The sequence below is a fragment of the Mucilaginibacter sp. PAMC 26640 genome (assembly GCA_001596135.1).
Lineage (GTDB): Bacteria > Bacteroidota > Bacteroidia > Sphingobacteriales > Sphingobacteriaceae > Mucilaginibacter.
This window is the reverse complement of the sequence record CP014773.1, coordinates 1580202-1597914: the sequence shown is the minus strand read 5'-3', so window position 1 is coordinate 1597914 and position 17713 is coordinate 1580202. Positions and strand designations below refer to the sequence as shown.

Annotated in this window: 16 protein-coding genes; 5 read left to right on the top strand and 11 right to left on the bottom strand. The window is 42.7% G+C overall.

The features are described from left to right. Positions 1-104: 104 nt before the first annotated feature. On the bottom strand, positions 105-2396 hold the full coding sequence (locus tag A0256_06910) for a sugar hydrolase (GenBank protein ID AMR31173.1): 2292 nt from the start codon (positions 2394-2396) through the stop codon (positions 105-107). A 200-nt stretch (positions 2397-2596) separates the two neighbouring features. Between A0256_06910 and A0256_06905 the strand changes: the two genes are divergently transcribed. The 5 genes from A0256_06905 to A0256_06885 all read left to right on the top strand — a co-directional run bounded on the left by A0256_06905 (position 2597) and on the right by A0256_06885 (position 5549). After that, complete coding sequence (locus A0256_06905) at positions 2597-3175, top strand: LemA family protein (GenBank protein ID AMR31172.1); 579 nt, start codon at positions 2597-2599, stop codon at positions 3173-3175. Between the two features lie 108 nt (positions 3176-3283). Further along, complete coding sequence (locus tag A0256_06900) at positions 3284-3718, top strand: hypothetical protein (protein ID AMR31171.1); 435 nt, start codon at positions 3284-3286, stop codon at positions 3716-3718. Between the two features lie 10 nt (positions 3719-3728). Next, complete coding sequence (locus A0256_06895; GenBank protein AMR34456.1) at positions 3729-4529, top strand: methanol dehydrogenase; 801 nt, start codon at positions 3729-3731, stop codon at positions 4527-4529. 71 nt (positions 4530-4600) lie between these two features. Continuing rightward, complete coding sequence (locus tag A0256_06890; protein ID AMR31170.1) at positions 4601-5005, top strand: hypothetical protein; 405 nt, start codon at positions 4601-4603, stop codon at positions 5003-5005. Then, positions 4998-5549 carry a DNA mismatch repair protein MutT gene (locus A0256_06885; protein ID AMR31169.1) on the top strand — a complete coding sequence of 184 codons (552 nt, stop codon included), beginning with the start codon at positions 4998-5000 and terminating at the stop codon, positions 5547-5549. The genes A0256_06890 and A0256_06885 overlap by 8 nt, the downstream gene beginning before the upstream one ends. A 121-nt stretch (positions 5550-5670) precedes the next feature. On the opposite strand, the gene A0256_06880 is transcribed toward A0256_06885, so the two are convergent. The 10 genes from A0256_06880 to A0256_06835 all read right to left on the bottom strand — a co-directional run bounded on the left by A0256_06880 (position 5671) and on the right by A0256_06835 (position 17710). Next, on the bottom strand, positions 5671-7017 hold the full coding sequence (locus tag A0256_06880) for a hypothetical protein (protein ID AMR31168.1): 1347 nt from the start codon (positions 7015-7017) through the stop codon (positions 5671-5673). 16 nt (positions 7018-7033) lie between these two features. Continuing rightward, positions 7034-10120, bottom strand: coding sequence for a SusC/RagA family TonB-linked outer membrane protein (locus tag A0256_06875; protein AMR31167.1), 3087 nt, complete (start codon positions 10118-10120; stop codon positions 7034-7036). A 128-nt stretch (positions 10121-10248) separates the two neighbouring features. Beyond that, complete coding sequence (locus tag A0256_06870; GenBank protein AMR31166.1) at positions 10249-10746, bottom strand: acetyl-CoA carboxylase biotin carboxyl carrier protein subunit; 498 nt, start codon at positions 10744-10746, stop codon at positions 10249-10251. A 40-nt stretch (positions 10747-10786) separates the two neighbouring features. Next, a complete protein-coding gene (locus tag A0256_06865) occupies positions 10787-11449 on the bottom strand; it encodes a hypothetical protein (GenBank protein ID AMR31165.1) in 663 nt (220 codons plus the stop codon). Then, entirely contained in the window at positions 11446-12156 is a 711-nt protein-coding gene (locus tag A0256_06860; protein AMR31164.1) for a 16S rRNA (uracil(1498)-N(3))-methyltransferase, read from the bottom strand. The genes A0256_06865 and A0256_06860 overlap by 4 nt, the downstream gene beginning before the upstream one ends. Positions 12157-12228: 72 nt before the next feature. After that, the gene (locus A0256_06855) at positions 12229-13569 is read right to left on the bottom strand and encodes a hemolysin (protein ID AMR31163.1); all 1341 of its coding nucleotides are present in this window, start codon (positions 13567-13569) and stop codon (positions 12229-12231) included. A gap of 4 nt (positions 13570-13573) precedes the next feature. After that, positions 13574-14122, bottom strand: coding sequence for an inorganic pyrophosphatase (locus A0256_06850; GenBank protein ID AMR31162.1), 549 nt, complete (start codon positions 14120-14122; stop codon positions 13574-13576). Positions 14123-14139: 17 nt separating this feature from the next. Then, positions 14140-14778 (bottom strand): alkaline phosphatase, encoded by a 639-nt coding sequence (locus A0256_06845; GenBank protein ID AMR31161.1) that lies wholly within the window; start codon positions 14776-14778, stop codon positions 14140-14142. A 54-nt stretch (positions 14779-14832) separates the two neighbouring features. After that, positions 14833-16212 carry an NADH dehydrogenase gene (locus tag A0256_06840; protein AMR31160.1) on the bottom strand — a complete coding sequence of 460 codons (1380 nt, stop codon included), beginning with the start codon at positions 16210-16212 and terminating at the stop codon, positions 14833-14835. 22 nt (positions 16213-16234) lie between these two features. After that, complete coding sequence (locus tag A0256_06835) at positions 16235-17710, bottom strand: NADH dehydrogenase (protein ID AMR31159.1); 1476 nt, start codon at positions 17708-17710, stop codon at positions 16235-16237. Between the last annotated feature and the right edge of the window lie 3 nt (positions 17711-17713).

Here is a 17713-nt window from a genome sequence, read left to right as displayed (position 1 = left end):
AGGATATACAGCATGATGAGCATCAAATGTCCATCAAAAAAAATGGCTGATCAAGCCGGATAACCAACTCCATCAACCACCTGCTGTTCTTTAAGCAACAAACTCTATTTGTGTTTATTGCTCATAAAAAATACCATCTCGCCGCCATTCATGATATCGGCATGGTTGATGGACAAGCCGGTGAGCGGCTTGCCGTTTAGTGTGATCTTTTGCACGTAAACATTCTTTTCACTTTGGTTTTTAACGGTGATGTTGAACGTTTTGCCACCGCCTACCTGGATGGTTGCATTATTAATTGCCGGGCTGCCGATAGCATAATCTGCCGAGCCTGGAGCAATCGGGTAAAAACCCAATGAGCTGAAGATGTACCAGGCACTCATCTGGCCAGTATCATCATTTCCACCCAAACCATCCGGCGTAGGCTTATACATCCGTGGCAGGATCATGCGGATCCGCTCCTGCGTTTTCCAGGGCTGATCGGTCCAGTTGTACAGGTATGCTACGTGATGCGATGGTTCGTTACCGTGCACGTAGTTGCCGATGATCCCGTCGCGGGTGATATCTTCCGTCTCCGCAAAATATTTATCCGGCAGGTTCATTGTAAATAACGAATCCAGGTATCGCACAAAACGTTTATTGCCACCCATTACTTTGATCAACCCTTCCGGATCCTGCGGAGCGAACAAGGTATAGTTCCAGGAGTTACCTTCTATAAAACCTTCGTTGATGGTACTCAGCGGATCAAATTTAGCACGGAAAGTTCCGTTAGCCAGTTTGGGGCGCATAAACCCTACCGATGGGTCATACACGTTCTTCCAGTTCTGGCTCCTTTTAATAAATTCGGTGTAGATCTCTGTTTTGCCCAGTTTTTTGGCCATCTGTGCTATGGCCCAGTCGTCATAAGCGTACTCCAACGTGTTAGAAACGGATACCCCGGTTTTCTCATCAGCTATGTAGCCCTTATCGATATATTCACCTATGCTTTCGTAACTCCGGTGGCGGGCGGTGGTTACTGCCGCATCCAAAGCCTTGTTGGCATCAAACGGTGCGTTGCCTTTTACAACGGCATCTGCCAAAACAGATACGCTGTGGTAACCGCTCATACACCAGTTTTCGTTCCCGCTATTGCTCCAAACCGGCAGCATGTGTTCCGGGCTTTGCTCGTAATGCACCAGCATGGATTTAATCATGTCGGCATTGCGCTGCGGCTGTATGATATTAAATAGCGGGTGCAATGCGCGGTAGGTATCCCACAAAGAAAAAGTAGTGTAGTTGGTAAACCCATCCGCCTTATAAATATTTTGGTCGAGGCCCTTATACTGTCCATCCACATCCATATAAACCGTAGGGTTAATCATGGTATGGTACATGGCCGTATAAAAATCCTGCTTGCGCTCGGTACTGCTGCTCACGGTGATCTTCTCCAACTCAGTTTCCCAAAGGGCCTGCCCGTCAGATTTCACTTTGTCAAAATCCCAGCCCGGTACCTCGGCCTGCATGTTGGCCATTGCGCCATCCATACTTACCGGCGATAGCGCCATTTTTACTTTGATCTTTTCGTTCGCTATGGTTTTAAAATCAAAATAAGCACGGATCTGCTTGCCCGCTATCTCGGGAAAGTTTTTGCTTTGATTGAATTTACCCCAGAAACCACCGTAAACCTGGCGTTTATCGTATTTCTTAAAGCCATACTGATCAAACTTTTTAGAGAATGCCAGCGCGAAATACAAGGTGCGGGTGCGTGCCCAGCCATTGGTTTGGCGGTACCCTACCAGCGTACTATCGTTTAATACCTTTACATAGGTCCAAACCGTTTTATCGCTATAATTATAGATGCCGGCCATTAAATCGAGCACAATGTGCGCCTGGTCGGTTTTTGGGAAGGTATATTGATGAAAGCCAACTCTGGCGCTGGTAGTCATCTCGGCTGTGATATTGCTTTCATCCAGCTTAACTTTATAGTAATTAGCCTCGCTTACTTCGTTAGCATGTGAAAATGCCGACCGGTAGCCGCTGCCTGGTTTATCTGCCGTGCCCGGATTGAGCTTTAAGGCCCCTACGGTAGGCATAATGAGGAAGTCGCCCAGATCTGAGTGGCCCGTACCGCTAAAATGGGTGTGACTAAAGCCCACTATCGTTTTATCATCGTACTGGTAACCTGCGCAATATTTATAAACATCGGGGTTGTATTTGCCATTAAGCTCATAGCTGGCAGTATCGGTTTCGGGGCTCAGCTGCACCATACCGAAAGGTACCGTGGCACCAGGATAGGTGTGCCCCATGCGTTGTGTGCCGATAATAGGCTTTACGTATTGAACCAAATTTTCGTGTTTGGCAGATTGGGCAGATGCGTAAATACCCGGGAAAAGCAATAGAGCAGCTATTAATTTTTTCATTATCGCGAAGCGGTGTATGATCAGTAAAACAGATTGATGAAAGCAAATATAAAAGCATATCTTGGTTAACCCTATTAAAATGCACTAGCTGGGGGGCAAATATTGCCATTATGGCGTAATTGTTACGTTTTGTAACATCGGTATGGCTTTTGTAATCTAATTTGTAAATTCACATCACCATAAACTAAAAACAGCAAAAAATGAAAAAAGTATTCTTCGCAATAGCAATAATGGTTGGGGCCATGTCTTTAAGCTCCTGCAGTTATAACGGTATGGTTACAGCCGATGAAAATGTAAAAGGTAAATGGGGCGAAGTACAAACACAATATCAGCGCCGGAGCGACCTGATCCCTAATTTGGTTGCAACTGTTAAGGGCGAAGCTAATTTTGAAAAAGGTACATTAACCGAAGTTACCGAGGCCCGAGCCAAAGCAACGTCTGTACAGGTTGATGCCAGCAAACTTACGCCGGAAAGCATTCAGAAATACCAGGAAGCACAAGGTCAATTGAGTACCGCTTTGGGCCGCCTGCTTTCCGTTACCGAAAACTACCCTACCCTTAGGGCTAACGATGCATTCAGAGGATTGCAAGTACAGTTGGAGGGCACAGAAAACCGCATCGGCATCGCCCGTAAAGATTTTAACGAATCGGTACAGGCTTACAACAGCAAGATCCGTTCATTCCCGGCCAATATCACTGCCAAAATGTTCGGCTTTGCAGAGAAAGGCTATTTTAGCGCAGAGCCTGGTTCTGATAAAGCGCCAACCGTTAAGTTTTAATTAGTGATTTAGCGAGTTAGTGAATTACTGAGTTTTTAACACAGATAGATTTGCTAACCCGCTAATTTGTTCACTTAATCACTGATTCTATAATTCATTCATTAACAGATGGCAGTATTTACTGAAGAAGAACAGCAGCGCATCCAAAAAGCTGTAGCAAAGGCCGAAAAGAACACCTCGGGCGAGATCCGCGTTTGTATTGAGAAAACCTGCAGTGACGAGGCGCTAGATCGTGCGGCACGATATTTTACACAACTGGAAATGCACAAGACCAAACTCCGCAACGGCGTCTTGATCTATTTGGCAACAGTTGACCGCAAGTTTGCCATTATCGGAGATGCCGGCATTAACCAGGTTGTACCTGCTGATTTCTGGGATAGCACAAAAGAAGAAATGATGAGCCATTTTAAATATGGAAATTTAGTGGATGGAATTGTCACCGGAGTTGCTAAAGCGGGTGATCAGTTAAAAAAATACTTCCCTCATCTGTTGGATGATCAGAATGAGTTGCCGGATGATATCGCTTTTATGGATGGCCAATAAACCTCACCTAATGTTTAAGAAAATAATATTATTTATCGGCCTGGTGCTTTGCATCAACGCTGTGTTTGGGCAGGACTATCCTGCAAGACCAACCAATAGCCCAGTGGCAGATTTCACCGGCACACTTTCGGATGCTCAAAAACAACAGCTGGATACAAAATTAAAGGCTTTTGAAGATTCTACCTCCAATCAAATAGCGGTGGTGCTGGTCAGAACGATAGGCGACTATGAGATCATATCGTACGGTAATGGGCTTATCCGTAAATGGGGAATAGGTACTAAAGACAAAAACAATGGTGTATTGGTATTGGTGGCGCTGGATGATCGCAAGATGTCGGTACAAACCGGCTATGGGCTGGAAGGTGCATTACCAGACATTGTTACCCAGGAGATCATTCAAAATGACATGAAGCCCCGCTTTCGCGAGGGGGACTATTATGGTGGCTTAGATGCGGCTACTACGGATATCATCAAGTATACCAAAGGTGAGTACAAAGCGCAAAAAAAAGCGACCAATAAAGGTGATGGCAAAGGCGGCGGCAGTATCGGGTTTGTAGTTATAATAGTTATCATCGTGCTCATACTTATCTTCCGTAACCGTGGTGGTGGCGGCGGCAAGCGTGTAATTGGCGGCCGCGGTGGCGCCAATCCCTTTTGGTGGCTATTGGCCGGTAATCTACTGGGCGGCGGCGGCAGAAGCAGCGGCAGCGACTGGGGAGGATTCTCTGGCGGCGGAGGTGGCGGCGGTAGCAGCTGGGGAGGTTTTGGCGGAGGTAGCAGTGGTGGCGGCGGTAGCAGCGGTAGCTGGTAGCAGTAAATCTTAAGCCCCTTTAAAATGGGGAGCTTCTGTTATACCTTGATCAAACTTATAACCTCAACACAATGCAGCGAGATTATATATTGAACGAAACCCGTAAGATTGCATTGATGCTGGCAAAGCTAATGGGCCTTAAAACCGAAGAGAGTAACGAGGAATTTCAGCAATATTTTAACGAGGTGTTGCACGATGAGTACCAAACCGAACTGGCGGAGTTGCTCGAGTTATCAGAAAATGAATTTGCGGAAAAAATTTCCACGGCAAAATACAGCAGCGAAAAGCTCAACGCGCTTAGTCAAATGTTATATGTATTTGCCGAGCCCTTCACTATTAATGATCACACTGCCCTTTTACTCAAAAAGGTGCTTATCCTATTTAATCTCTTAGAAAGCGAGCATCACTATGAATCTTTTGATAACCTAAGTAAACGCAATAAGATCTATAGTTTTTTCAAAAATAATTATGACTGAATTTAAGTGGAAAACCCTTTCCAGCAGATATGTACACAAAGGCCCCTGGGCCACGCTGAGGGTTGATAAATGCGAGATGCCCAACGGCGTTATTGTCGACGAATATTTCGTACTAGAGTACCCCGATTGGGCAAATGCCGTTGGCCTTACCGAGGATAATAAAATTGTGATGGTGCGCCAGTATCGCCACGCTGCGGGAATGGTTTCTTTAGAGATTCCGGGAGGCGTAATTGAAGCGGGTGAAAAACCTGAAGAAGGCGTTATGCGCGAATTGATGGAAGAAACCGGTTATCAGTTCCAAAGCCTGGAATTGGTAAGTACTGTTTACGCTAACCCATCAACCGCAGGTAATAAAACCTATTGCTACCTGGCCAGGGGCGGCAAAAAAGTGGGCAAACAAAATCTGGATGAGCATGAGCAGATAGAGGTAATAGAATATACCATTGCAGAGGTAAAACAACTACTAGCAGATAACAAGATAGCCCAATCTTTGCATTGCACGGGGTTATTTTATGCGCTAATGGCTATTGGTGAATTAAAGTAGTGGTTGGAGGATTTCACAACTCGCTTTCTTTAAAATGGAGATTGATCATTAATTCACCCCTCCACAAAAAAACAAAAACCCCGGAATTGAAACTCCGGGGTTTTGCATTATTGAGGGATAATTAATACCCTTCGTTCTGTATCAATTTCGAATTAGCGTTTATTTCGCGCTGAGGTACAGGGAAAATCAAGTTTGGACCGAGTATCTGGGAGCCTGCAGTAGCAAGGCGCTTTGCATCATGAAGAAAAAAGCCACCTTCAAAGTAAAGCTCATGCCTTCTTTCCGTCAATACTCTGTCCAAGTTTACGGTTGCTAAATTAGCCAAGCCAGCGCGTCTTCTAATCCGGTTTACATCATTTGCAGGTGTATCACCAACAGCAGATGCTAACCGGATATTTGCTTCCGCACGGATCAGGTACATTTCGGCAAGGCGCACTACATGGACGTTTCCATACTGATTATTAAACTTGCGGGTACGAATAGTAGTTGTTCCGGTAAAGAATTTACCACGTACATCGTCCGCCTCAAACTCCGCCAAAAAACTCGCTTTTACTCTTATATCACCGCGACCACCAAAGCCCGAAGATGCATAGTAAGTATTTAAAGCGTTGGTGCCCTGCTGCTCGGTTACCTGGATCGCAAAAATATCTTCGGTTGAATTAGATACATGTGCGGCAGTTCCTCCAAACTCATCAGCATAATTGCCAACCAGTGCAAATGTGCCGCTTGCAATAACCTTATTTGCTTCTGCAAGTGCATTGGTATAATCACCTTGCTGTAGATACAACCTGGCTAATATGGCCGAGGCGGAGTAAGTATTAGCGTAAAAATCATTTTTTTCAGGCAATTTAGTCTCTGCCACTTTTAAATCACTTATCGCCTGTGCGTATATTTCTTTTACCGTGTTACGGGGAACCAAAGAGGCCGCGCTAACAACAGTAGTTGGCGTTAATACCAATGGCACTGCTAGGTTAACAGAAGGGTCGCCATCATTCCAGGCTTTTCCGTAAATTCTCGCCAGGTCAAAATACATCAAACCGCGCATAAATTTCGCTTCACCTTCAATCCTGTCTACTTTATCCGCGTCAGCTTTCGCTAAATTTGCAATAACGTTATTAGTTTGATTGATAACTTCGTAAGCGCCAAGCCAGGTATTCTCCGCGAAACCATTATCATTTGTCATGGCTTGATTCGCCATTTGTGCTAGACCCTGGAAAGTACCGGCGAAGTTTACAACGGTTTGCATAGCCAGCAGATCTTCGTAAACGAAAACCCCACCGCCGTAAACGTCCGAAAGCCCCATCCTGTTGTAAGTACCCACCAGCGTGCTTTGTACATCATTTGATGTTAAGATAGCCTGCGTTTGATCGATAGACCCGGTAGGCTTCAGATCCAGCGCCTTGTTGCATGCGGTTAAGCATAGCGTTAAAGCAAGGGCTGAGATAGATATATAATTTAATTTTTTCATATCCGTAATTTTAATTTTATAAGCCTATGTTAAAACCAAAAGTGATTGTACGTGGCTGAGGTGCTGAGTAGAAATCAACACCCAAATTGATATTGCCCGACTGGTAATCGGAATTTACTTCCGGATCCCATCCTTTGTATTTGGTTATCAAAAACAGGTTATATGCATTCATAAATACTCTTACACGTTGAAGTTTCACCTTATTAACCACTGATTTTGGCAGCGTATAACCCAGCGCAACTGTCTTCATACGGATATAAGAACCATTTGAAAGGAACCTGCTTGATGGATTAACGCCATTTCCGTAAAATAAACGTGGTTCCGGCACGTCGGTAATGTCGCCAGGCTTATTCCAATAATTAAGCTGATCTACGGTTTGGTTATCAAAGCCATTGCTGGCCGCTGCAGACATGTACTGGCCACCGCTGTTATAGATCTTGTTGCCTTGTACACCTTGCATAGTAACCGACAGGTCTACACCACCATAAGAAAAGGTGTTTGTCCAGCCGCCTGTATATTTAGGTGTTGGGTTACCTAATACTACGTTTTGCGCTGAATTATAATCGTTAGTTTTTGTCCTGTCCAGATTTCCGCTTGCATCTTTGGTATTTACATAATAAAGTGCATCTCCATTTGCAGGGTCAACACCGGCATACTCACGGCCATAAAACACACCGATAGGCTGTCCTTCAATCACGCGGTTCAAATCATTGGTGCCCAATACCTGGTTGTTTATAAACGTTACAACGTTCTTGTTGTAGGCAGCATTGATGCTGGACGTCCACTTAAATTTACCAACCAGTATATCGCCTGATAGCTCAAGTTCCAACCCAGTATTGTATAGTTTGCCAAGGTTTTGAGTTTGTATGGCTATACCTAAAGTACCTGGCAAGTTTACGTCAAGCAAAAGATCGCGGGTATTTTTTCTGTAATAGTCAAAACTACCTGATAATCTGTTGTTGAAAAAGCCAAAGTCAGTACCGATATCAAATTGAGCAGTGTTTTCCCATTTTAAATCCGGGTTTAAAATCTGGGTAAATCTTTGGCCGGCTGCACCATTATAATTAGCCGGGGCAAATAAGCCTAATGACGAGTAATTGCCAATTTGCGCATTACCTGTTAAACCGTAACTAACTCTTAATTTCAAATTACTTACAAATTTACTGTCTTTCAGGAAATCCTCCTGAGATAAGATCCAGCCTGCAGATCCAGACGGAAAGAAACCATAACGGTTGTTAGGTCCAAAACGGGATGATCCGTCTATCCTGGCACTACCCGATAAAAGGTATTTGCCTTTAAATGCATAATTGGCTCTTAAAAAGTAAGATAGGAAACGGAAACCATTATCAAATGAAGTACCCGCTGTTTTTACGGCTGCTGCATTTAATTTTTTGTAAGCATCAGACGGAAAGGTTTGCCCTTGGATATCGTTACCCACTGTACGTGAGTTTTGATAGCTGGTACCTAAGGTAGCATCCAATGTACTGCTTCCGAAAACGGTTTTGTACGAAAAGTAGTTATTGGTGTTAAAATTTAATACCTGGGTGGTCGTATTTTCTCCAAAACCCGCATTAGTACCAGTGTTTCTGAAAGTAAGACGACCGTAGTAGCTGTCTTCGGCCTGGTTCAACTGATCCATACCGAATTCAGACCGGAAAGTAAAACCCTTGAAGATATCCCAGTTGGCATATACGTTACCAATTGTACGGAACACTGTGGCCTTATAAAAAGCATTATCCCTGCTGAGTAAAGGATTGTAATATAGAGGGAAATCCTCTGCCTCGCCCGGCAAACTACCGCTGATTAATCCGGAACGCGGATCGATAGATGGTGTTATTGGCGAAAGCGCAACAATCTGCAAGGGCGTGCTGAAAGCGTTATCATTAGAAACACGATTATTAATGGTGTTACCAAAGCTCAAGTTCATACCAATGGTAAGATTCTTATCAATTTTACTATCCAGATTTAAACGACCGGAGTACCGTTTAAAGCTATTACCAAATAAGATACCATCCTGATTCAGGTATTGCCCGCCTATATAATAGGTAGTTTTATCATTACCGCCAGATACGTTTAGATCATATTGCTGTTGAGGAGCATTTTGGTAAGCAAGATTCTCCCAGTTAGTATTGATCTTACCGGTTTGCCAATCATCTGTTCCGGCTGATAAAGTGGTAAGGGTTCCGTCAACAAAGGATTTATAATCCGCTACCGCATTATCTATGGTGTCGTAAAAGCCCTGGTTAAAATCCTGGGTTGCGGCACCAACACCCGCACGTTGTTCCAACTGAACAAATTGTGTTGAATTTAAAAACTGGCGGTGACGTGAAGGTTTACTATTACCAAACTGAGAATTGAAGTTGATTTTAACCGCGCCGGCTTTACCTTTTTTGGTAGTGATTACCACAACGCCATTAGATGCACGGGCACCATAGATGGCAGACGCTGATGCATCCTTTAGGATCTGGATAGATTCTACATCGTTAAAGTTGATATCGGCAATAGGATTGGTTGGAGCGCCGGAGGAAGACTGGTTATCAGTTGTGATAGGAATACCATCTAATATATACAATGGCTGCGTACCTGCAGAAACTGATGAGGCGCCGCGGATCTTTATGGAAATACCCTGACCAAGTTTACCGTTATCAGATTGAATAAAAACCCCTGCAGATTTTCCCTGGATAGCTTGCTCCAGCGAGGTAACCGGGGTATTTTCAATTTCCTTTGCAGAGATAGAAGCGATAGAGCCCGTAATATCCTGCCGCTTTTGTGTTCCATAACCCACTACTACAACTTCATTTAGCTGCTTCGAATCGGTTACTAAACTGGCGTTTACTACGCCGCCATTTGCACTTAATGCCAGCTCCTTGTAGCCGATAAATTTAAACACGAGCACCGCCCCTGCAGGTACAGACAAACTGTATTTACCATTAATATTAGTTTGGGTGCCAATGGCTGGTGATCCTTTAACGGATACGGTTACCCCCGGTAACGCTGATCCATCCTTCTGATCTGTTACTGTACCTGTAATAACATTACTTTGACTGAAAGCCAAGGTAAAACAAGCAAATAACAGCAGGAATGAGAGTAGAATTTTCTTCATGCGATATATCTATTAAGTTAATCAAAAGTAAGTTCTTAATAAAAAAGCAAAAAAACAACAAGAGGCGCAAAAAATTACGGCTTTCGTTAAAGAAATCTCAATATTATAGAAATATAAGGTAACTGAGGTTAAAATATCATCAATATTTGGCCTTTTTCCACTTTATCACCGGGCTTTGTCTTAATTGCCTTAACAATTACATCTGCCGGCGATTTTATAATGTTTTCCATTTTCATCGCTTCAAGTACAAACAGGTTATCGCCCTTCTTTACTTCCGACCCAACTTCAACCAACATCTTTAACACCAACCCGGGCATAGGCGCTTTGATATCACTTATTTTTACGGTATTTAAGCTACTCAAGCCCATTTTATCCAACAGCACGTCAAACTGGTCTTTTGCAGTCACCGAGTATATATTATTGTTGACTTTAATTTCAGCTGTTTTATTTGCCTTGTTAAAGCTCACAATTTCAGCACTATACGACGTATCGTTGTTAATGACATGATATGAATTGACATTAATCTTTTTTACATCAGCATCAATTGTAAGGCCATCAACCTGCAATTCCCTGTTTTGCATTTCAACTTCAAAACTGTGCTTGTTGTTAACTTTTAATTTGTACATGCTATGGAATTAATCATCATAAAAATCAGCATATATTTAATTATTTGGTAAATACATACTGTACCAAGTTAGCGCCCATCTGCAGGGCTCTAAGGCGGGTTTGCTGGCTATCGCCTGCATAAGTGCCCAAATCTTCCCATCCATTACCCAAATCGCATTGGAAAGTGTAAAAACATACTAACCGTCCCTTATATATCAGGCCAAATCCCTGGGGGCGTTTGCCATCGTGTTCGTGAACCTTTGGAAGGCCCGTCGGGAAGTTATATTTTTGGTGATAAATGGCATAATTAGCAGGCAACTCCACAAAGTCCAATTCGGGGAACACCTTCTTCATTTGCGGCCTGATAAACTGATCGAAGCCGTAGTTATCGTCAATATGTAAAAAGCCACCACCTGTTAAATACTTGCGTAGATTTTTAGCTTCCTGATCGTTGAAGACCACATTGCCATGCCCGGTCATAAAAACAAATGGATAATTAAATAACTCTTCACTGCCAACCTCTACCGTTTCTTCATCCGGTTGGAAATTGGTTTTTAAATTTTCATTGCAAAATTTAATCAGGTTAACTAAAGCTGTACGGTCACCGTACCAATCGCCGCCTCCATTATATTTAATACGCCCCATTTTATATGACGGAGCGGTAAAACTACAGATGCAAAACACCAGTGATATGCACACAATCACGTAAATAGCGTTTTTCATATCCGGTTTAAAAAGTTAGCTTCAAAACAGGCTTCCAGTGCTGCCGTTTCGGTACGCAAGCGGCTGTTACCTAAAGTTATGGGTTTATACCCATTCTGCAAAGCCAATTCTATTTCCTGCGGACTAAAATCACCTTCGGGCCCAATCAATATTAAATAGCGGCTTTGTTTGTTTAAAGTTTGCGCAAGGCCGGTTTTAACACCTTCTTCGCAATGCGCTATAAATTTTTGCCCGTCAAAATCTTTTTTAAGAAACTGACTGAAAGATAAGGCTTCGTTTAGTATTGGATGGTATGCTTTAAGGGATTGCTTAATAGCTGAGGTAATGATCTTGTTCAAACGCTCAACCTTAGCGTCCTTTCGTTCAGATCGCTGGCAGATGATCAGCGAGACCTCATCTATGCCTATTTCGGTAGCCTTCTCCAGGAACCATTCTATACGTTCAATATTTTTTGTTGGAGCGATTGCGATATGCAAGTAATGATTGCGCTTATTGAAATCAGTTTCTACTGAATTTATCTGCAGGATAGTGCGCTTGGGGTGCGCATCTTTTATCTCAGCACTGTACAAGCCTCCCATACCGTCAATCAAGGTAACGGGTTCGCCATTAACCATACGCAAAACGCGCACAGCATGTTTACTTTCTTCCTCGCTTAAAAAGTATTGGGATAATGTAGGGTCAATGCCGGGCGTGTAAAACAAATGCATAGTTGAAGCTAAAAGCGTAAGCCAATAACACAAAGCTATGATTAAATCTTCCGATTAATAAAATTTAAATTATCAGTGCAGGTCTACTGCGTCTTCCTCGTTGATCAGTAACTCCAGCTTAACTGATTCAATGTTTTGGTCAGATTTTTTAAGCACGGTAATATTATACCCATTAGATTCTTTTTGCTCGCCAACGTCAGGAATTTTACCGAAGATATGCCCCAACCACCCGGATACCGTATCAAAGTCACCATCCTCTGGTAAGTCGTGGGGCAGGTGTTCATTTACATCGTAAATTGGTGCCAGGGCGTTCACTATGAACTCGCGTTCGTTCACCTTTTCTACAATCGGTTTTTCCTCATCAAACTCATCCTGAATCTCACCTACCAATTCTTCAACAATATCTTCCAGAGTTACCATACCGGCAGTGCCGCCAAACTCATCAGATACAATGGCTATCTGGATGCGTTTCTGCTGCAATTCAGCCATCAGATCGTTTATCTTTTTAGTTTCGGGGATAAAGTATGGTTTGCGAATAATATTCTTCAGCACAATCTCTTCGCCACGTGCTAACAAAGGCAAAATATCTTTGGCATGCACAATACCAATAATCTTATCAATCACTTCATCGTAAACGGGCATGCGCGAATATCCTTCCGTAATCAGTATTTCCAGCAACTCCTCTGTTGGCGTATCAATTTCAATACCCGAAATTTTGGTTCGCGGAACCATGATATTCTTCACTACCCGCTCGTTAAAATCAAACACATTCTGGATCAGCTCATGCTCGTTTGAATCCAACGCACCGGTCTCTTTACCCTGATCTAAAAGGTATTGCAATTCTTCAGAGCTGTGATGCGCTTCGCCACCTTCCAGGGTTTGAATCCCGAGTAACTTTAAAATAAAATTAGCAAAGCCATTAAGCAACCAAATAAAGGGACGGAACACCACAAAGAAAAATCGCAACGGTAATGACACCGCGAGCGTTGTACGTACTGATTTCTGAATAGCTAATGATTTTGGAGCAAGTTCACCAAATACGATGTGCAATATGGTGATGGCCGAGAAAGCCACTACGTGGCTGGCCGTGATAAAACCAGGGGATAGCGTTATGCCCAGTTTTAAAAAACCGGTCAGGACAATGTTGGTTACTACTTCTTCACCAACCACACCAAGGCCAAGCGAGGCAATGGTAATACCTAGCTGCGTTGCAGCCAGGTATCCATCCAAATTGTGTAAAATGCCGCGGGCAATTTTAGCAACGCCGCTGCCGCTTTTTGCTTTTAGTTCTATTTGAGAACCACGTACCCGCACCATTGCAAACTCCGCAGCAACGAAAAAACCGTTGAGCAAAACCAAAAATATGGTCAGGAAAATGTAGAAAATATTTATTTCGTAATGCGCGGGGTCCATCAAGTTATGATTGGTAAACAGGGAAAGTGGACTTATAAAGTTCCATGCTTTCTTGTATTACTTTGTGTGCGTAACGTAAACCCAGCAAATGTTCAATTGTTACGTTCTTGCCTTCCAATTTTTTATAATCTTTGAAAAAGCGCACAATTTCCGTCATCGCATGTGGCGGCAACTCGTTCAAATCGTTAATGTAGTTTACTGACATATCATTTTTCGCAACCGCGATGATCTTGTCGTCCTGCTCTCCGTTATCCACCATATGCATTACACCAACAACTTTTGCTTCGATGATGCTCATCGGGTAAACGTCGATAGAACATAATACAAGGATATCAAGCGGATCTTTGTCGTCGCAATAAGTTTGAGGAATAAAGCCATAGTTGGCAGGATACATTACAGAAGAAAACAAAACACGATCCAGCTTTAAAAGACCAGAGTCTTTATCTATCTCATATTTTGCTTTAGATCCTTTAGGGATCTCAATTATAGCATTCACTATTTCAGGAACATTTTCGCCCGGTGAAACCTGGTGCCAAGGATGTTGAGTACTCATTTTGGTATATGTGTTGTTTATTGGTCGTCCGTTTTCGTAAATTTATTCCTTACAAATGTTGCAATAAGCGGCACAGTTGTTATTATTATTAGTCCAAGTATGATGTATTGCATATAATCTTTAAGCTGCGGAAACCGCCTGCCTAAGAAATATCCGGCCAGAGTTAGTGTGGTAACCCACGCAACACTGCCAATTATGTTATATAGGGTGAACTTTTTTATGTCAACCTTAACAACTCCTGCAAATATAGGAGCAAAAGTTCTAACAATAGGGAAAAATCTGCCTAAAATGAGGGCCATTCCGCCATATTTTGCGTAAAACTGTTCAGCTACTGCAATATAGCGCTTTTTAAAAAACAAAGAATCGTTTCTGTTGAATAGAACGGGCCCTGTTCGGTACCCAAACCAGTACCCTGCAAAATTGCCCAAAACACCTGCCCCGATTAATGAAAGCACCAAAACATAAATTGGAACTTGTATAATCCCGGCCGCGCTGAGTATCCCTGCCAGGAACAACAAATAATCGCCTGGCAGAAAGAAACCAAAAAATAAGCCGGTCTCAGCAAAAACCACGATAAGCAATAGGTAGAACCCGCCACTGCTTATAATGGATTGTGCGTCGGTTAATGTTCGCAGGTATTCCCAAAAATCTTCCATTAAGTCTATCCGTAAAACTACAAATATTAAACGGAAAAGTTCTTTAGGGTTGAATTAAATAAGACTGGATATCAATGAAGGGTACACGCCAATAGCTATTGTTATCACTGCCGAAAAACCCAGAACGAATTTATAATACGGAGGTATAACCAATTCTGTACGTTCTGCACTGCGGAAATACATTGCAATAATAACCCGGAAGTAGTAAAATATACTAATGATAGCATTCACCACTGCAATGATCACCAATAGGTATTTGTATTGCAACAATGCCCCTGAAAACATGAAGAACTTACCAATGAAGCCTGCCGTTAGTGGAATACCCGCTAAAGAAAGCATACTTATGGTAAGCACCAACGCAAGAAAGGGATTTTTACGGGCAAGACCATTAAAGCCTTCAAAATTATCGCTGCCCGTTTGTTGCCTTACCAAAACCAATGCGCCGAAAGCAATGATAGATGCTATTGAATACGCAGTAGCGTATACAAATACCGAATTAGCGGATGCTGCACCAAGGGCAACTATAGCAAACATCAAATAACCTGCATGGGAGATACTGGAAAAAGCCAGCATTCTTTTAAAGCTTTGCTGATATAATGCTGTGATATTGCCCAGCAATAACGTAATAATGGTAATAACCAGCAATACCGGCGACCAGAATTCGGCAATAGGAGCAAAGCATGCAGAAAACAAACGCAAAAATGCTGCGAAGCCAGCTGCCTTAACCACAGTAGACATGTATGCAGTAATCAGCGAAGGTGCGCCTTCGTACACGTCAGGTGTCCAGAAGTGGAACGGCGCCGCACCTACTTTAAAGCAAAGACCGACAATGATCAGCAATACACCGGTATAAAAGATCGGATCAATAGTATGGGGATTTGTGACTACGTAATCGCGAATAGCATCAAGGTCGAAAGAACCGGATGCGCCGTAGATCAGGGTAATACCGAACAACAAGAAGCCTGTAGAGAACGCTCCCATAAGGAAGTATTTTAAGGCAGACTCGTTTGATGCAAAATCATTTTTACGGATTCCGGCAAGGATGTATAAACTTACCGACATGATTTCGATGCCGATGAACAGCATAGTTAAGTTGTGATAACTCACCATAACGATAATCCCGGCTAACGAGAAAAGTATGATCGCGTAATATTCTGCGATATGACTGCTGATCTTTTCAAAGTACCCCTTAGATAACATCATGATAAGGATAGTTGAAATGATGCTTACTACCGAAAATGCGATAGAAAAGTTATTAAATAGCATCATTCCGGAATAAATAGCCTCTGCATTGTTATTCCATTGCATTACCGCAGCACCTAAAGCAAGCAACATACCCGCTATGGCAACCGGTAAGAGTGCCTTCTGCGCTTTATATAAACCTAAGTACAGCAATACTATCGGCAAAACAGATATGATAATTAATGTAGTCATTTCTTAAGGGTATATCTGTATTCTAAAATTTCGTTGTAATGAATTTATGGTTCACTGTATCCACAAGATTGGTTACGGCTGCTTCTGATATATGCAATAATGGTTGCGGATATACACCGATGACGATGATCAATGCGCAGATGATACCTAACGCCAGCTTCTCTGAACCTTTGATATCGGTAAATGTGGCGGTGAGGGTATTCAATTCGCCCTGCATAACATTTTTGTACATCCTAAGCATATACACTGCACCAAAAATAATTGTCAAACCGGCAATTCCCGAATAAAGCAAACCATAAGTGCTGATCTGAAATACCGCTCTTAGCAATAAAAACTCACCAACAAAGCCGTTGGTTAATGGCAAGGCAACAGTACCGAGTACGATGATTAAAAATGCGATAGAAAAATTAGGAGCAATTTTTGCGATACCGCCCAATTTGCTAATATCCCTTGTCCCTAATCTACGAGAGATAATATCCCAGATGAAGAACATTCCAACCACATTTATACCGTGGCTCAACATCTGGATCATGGCGCCCTGTACACCGTAAATGTTCCAGGCGAAGATTCCGGCAGCGATCAAACCAACGTGAGCTATTGAAGAATAAGCTACCAAACGTTTACCATCAATCTGTTTAAAGGCGATCAGTGATGCGTATACAATTCCTGTTATCGCTAATATGATCGACACGTTTGCCCAGCTTAAAAAACCAAGCGGAGCATTTGGGATCATCCAACGGATAACACCATAGATGCCCATTTTAAGCATTATGCCCGAAAGCATCATGGTACCGGCAGTTGGTGCCTCCGTATAAGTATCCGGCTGCCAGGTATGGAAAGGGAACAGCGGCATCTTAATAGCAAAAGCCAGGAAGAACGCCAGGTAAACCCATGACTGGCGACTAGCATCCAGTGTAAGATTATAAAAATGATGAATATCGTAAACCTTATCCGGAGTTTGCAGATACAGGTAAATGATACCTACCAGCATAAATAAGGAACCCGCAAATGTGTATATGAAAAATTTAATATTGATACGGATCCTGTTTTCGCCGCCCCACAAGGCGCAAATGAAATAAATCGGGATCAATGCAGCTTCCCAGCCTACATAGAAGAGGAAACCATCAAGTGCTGTAAAAACGGTGAGTAAACCTGCCTGCATGAATAAGATCAATGCATAAAATGCCGGAGCATTTTTATATTGATGTTCATAAGTTGTTAATATGATAATCGGAACCAGCAATGTTGTAAGCAATACCATTACCATACTGATGCCATCAATTCCTGCAGTAAAATACACCCCAAATTTCGGGATCCAGGGAGCGTCAATGGTGTATTGTGTTGAAGCATCGGCTACAAAACCGCTCAGGAAATAAAGCGCTAAACCAAACTCGATAACAGAAAACAGCATGGCGGCATGCTTTGCTGTATCATTCTTAAATAACAGCACTAAAAGAGCTGCAACTACTGGCAAAAAAATTAAAATGCTAACCGTCATTTT

Excerpts from the sequence above, each read along its gene's own strand:
- A0256_06910 (AMR31173.1), bottom strand. The coding sequence starts at position 2,396 with ATGAAAAAATTAATAGCTGCTCTATTGCTTTTCCCGGGTATTTACGCA.
- A0256_06905 (AMR31172.1), top strand. The coding sequence starts at position 2,597 with ATGAAAAAAGTATTCTTCGCAATAGCAATAATGGTTGGGGCCATGTCT.
- A0256_06900 (AMR31171.1), top strand. The coding sequence starts at position 3,284 with ATGGCAGTATTTACTGAAGAAGAACAGCAGCGCATCCAAAAAGCTGTA.
- A0256_06895 (AMR34456.1), top strand. The coding sequence starts at position 3,729 with ATGTTTAAGAAAATAATATTATTTATCGGCCTGGTGCTTTGCATCAAC.
- A0256_06890 (AMR31170.1), top strand. The coding sequence starts at position 4,601 with ATGCAGCGAGATTATATATTGAACGAAACCCGTAAGATTGCATTGATG.
- A0256_06885 (AMR31169.1), top strand. The coding sequence starts at position 4,998 with ATGACTGAATTTAAGTGGAAAACCCTTTCCAGCAGATATGTACACAAA.
- A0256_06880 (AMR31168.1), bottom strand. The coding sequence starts at position 7,017 with ATGAAAAAATTAAATTATATATCTATCTCAGCCCTTGCTTTAACGCTA.
- A0256_06875 (AMR31167.1), bottom strand. The coding sequence starts at position 10,120 with ATGAAGAAAATTCTACTCTCATTCCTGCTGTTATTTGCTTGTTTTACC.
- A0256_06870 (AMR31166.1), bottom strand. The coding sequence starts at position 10,746 with ATGTACAAATTAAAAGTTAACAACAAGCACAGTTTTGAAGTTGAAATG.
- A0256_06865 (AMR31165.1), bottom strand. The coding sequence starts at position 11,449 with ATGAAAAACGCTATTTACGTGATTGTGTGCATATCACTGGTGTTTTGC.
- A0256_06860 (AMR31164.1), bottom strand. The coding sequence starts at position 12,156 with ATGCATTTGTTTTACACGCCCGGCATTGACCCTACATTATCCCAATAC.
- A0256_06855 (AMR31163.1), bottom strand. The coding sequence starts at position 13,569 with ATGGACCCCGCGCATTACGAAATAAATATTTTCTACATTTTCCTGACC.
- A0256_06850 (AMR31162.1), bottom strand. The coding sequence starts at position 14,122 with ATGAGTACTCAACATCCTTGGCACCAGGTTTCACCGGGCGAAAATGTT.
- A0256_06845 (AMR31161.1), bottom strand. The coding sequence starts at position 14,778 with ATGGAAGATTTTTGGGAATACCTGCGAACATTAACCGACGCACAATCC.
- A0256_06840 (AMR31160.1), bottom strand. The coding sequence starts at position 16,212 with ATGACTACATTAATTATCATATCTGTTTTGCCGATAGTATTGCTGTAC.
- A0256_06835 (AMR31159.1), bottom strand. The coding sequence starts at position 17,710 with ATGACGGTTAGCATTTTAATTTTTTTGCCAGTAGTTGCAGCTCTTTTA.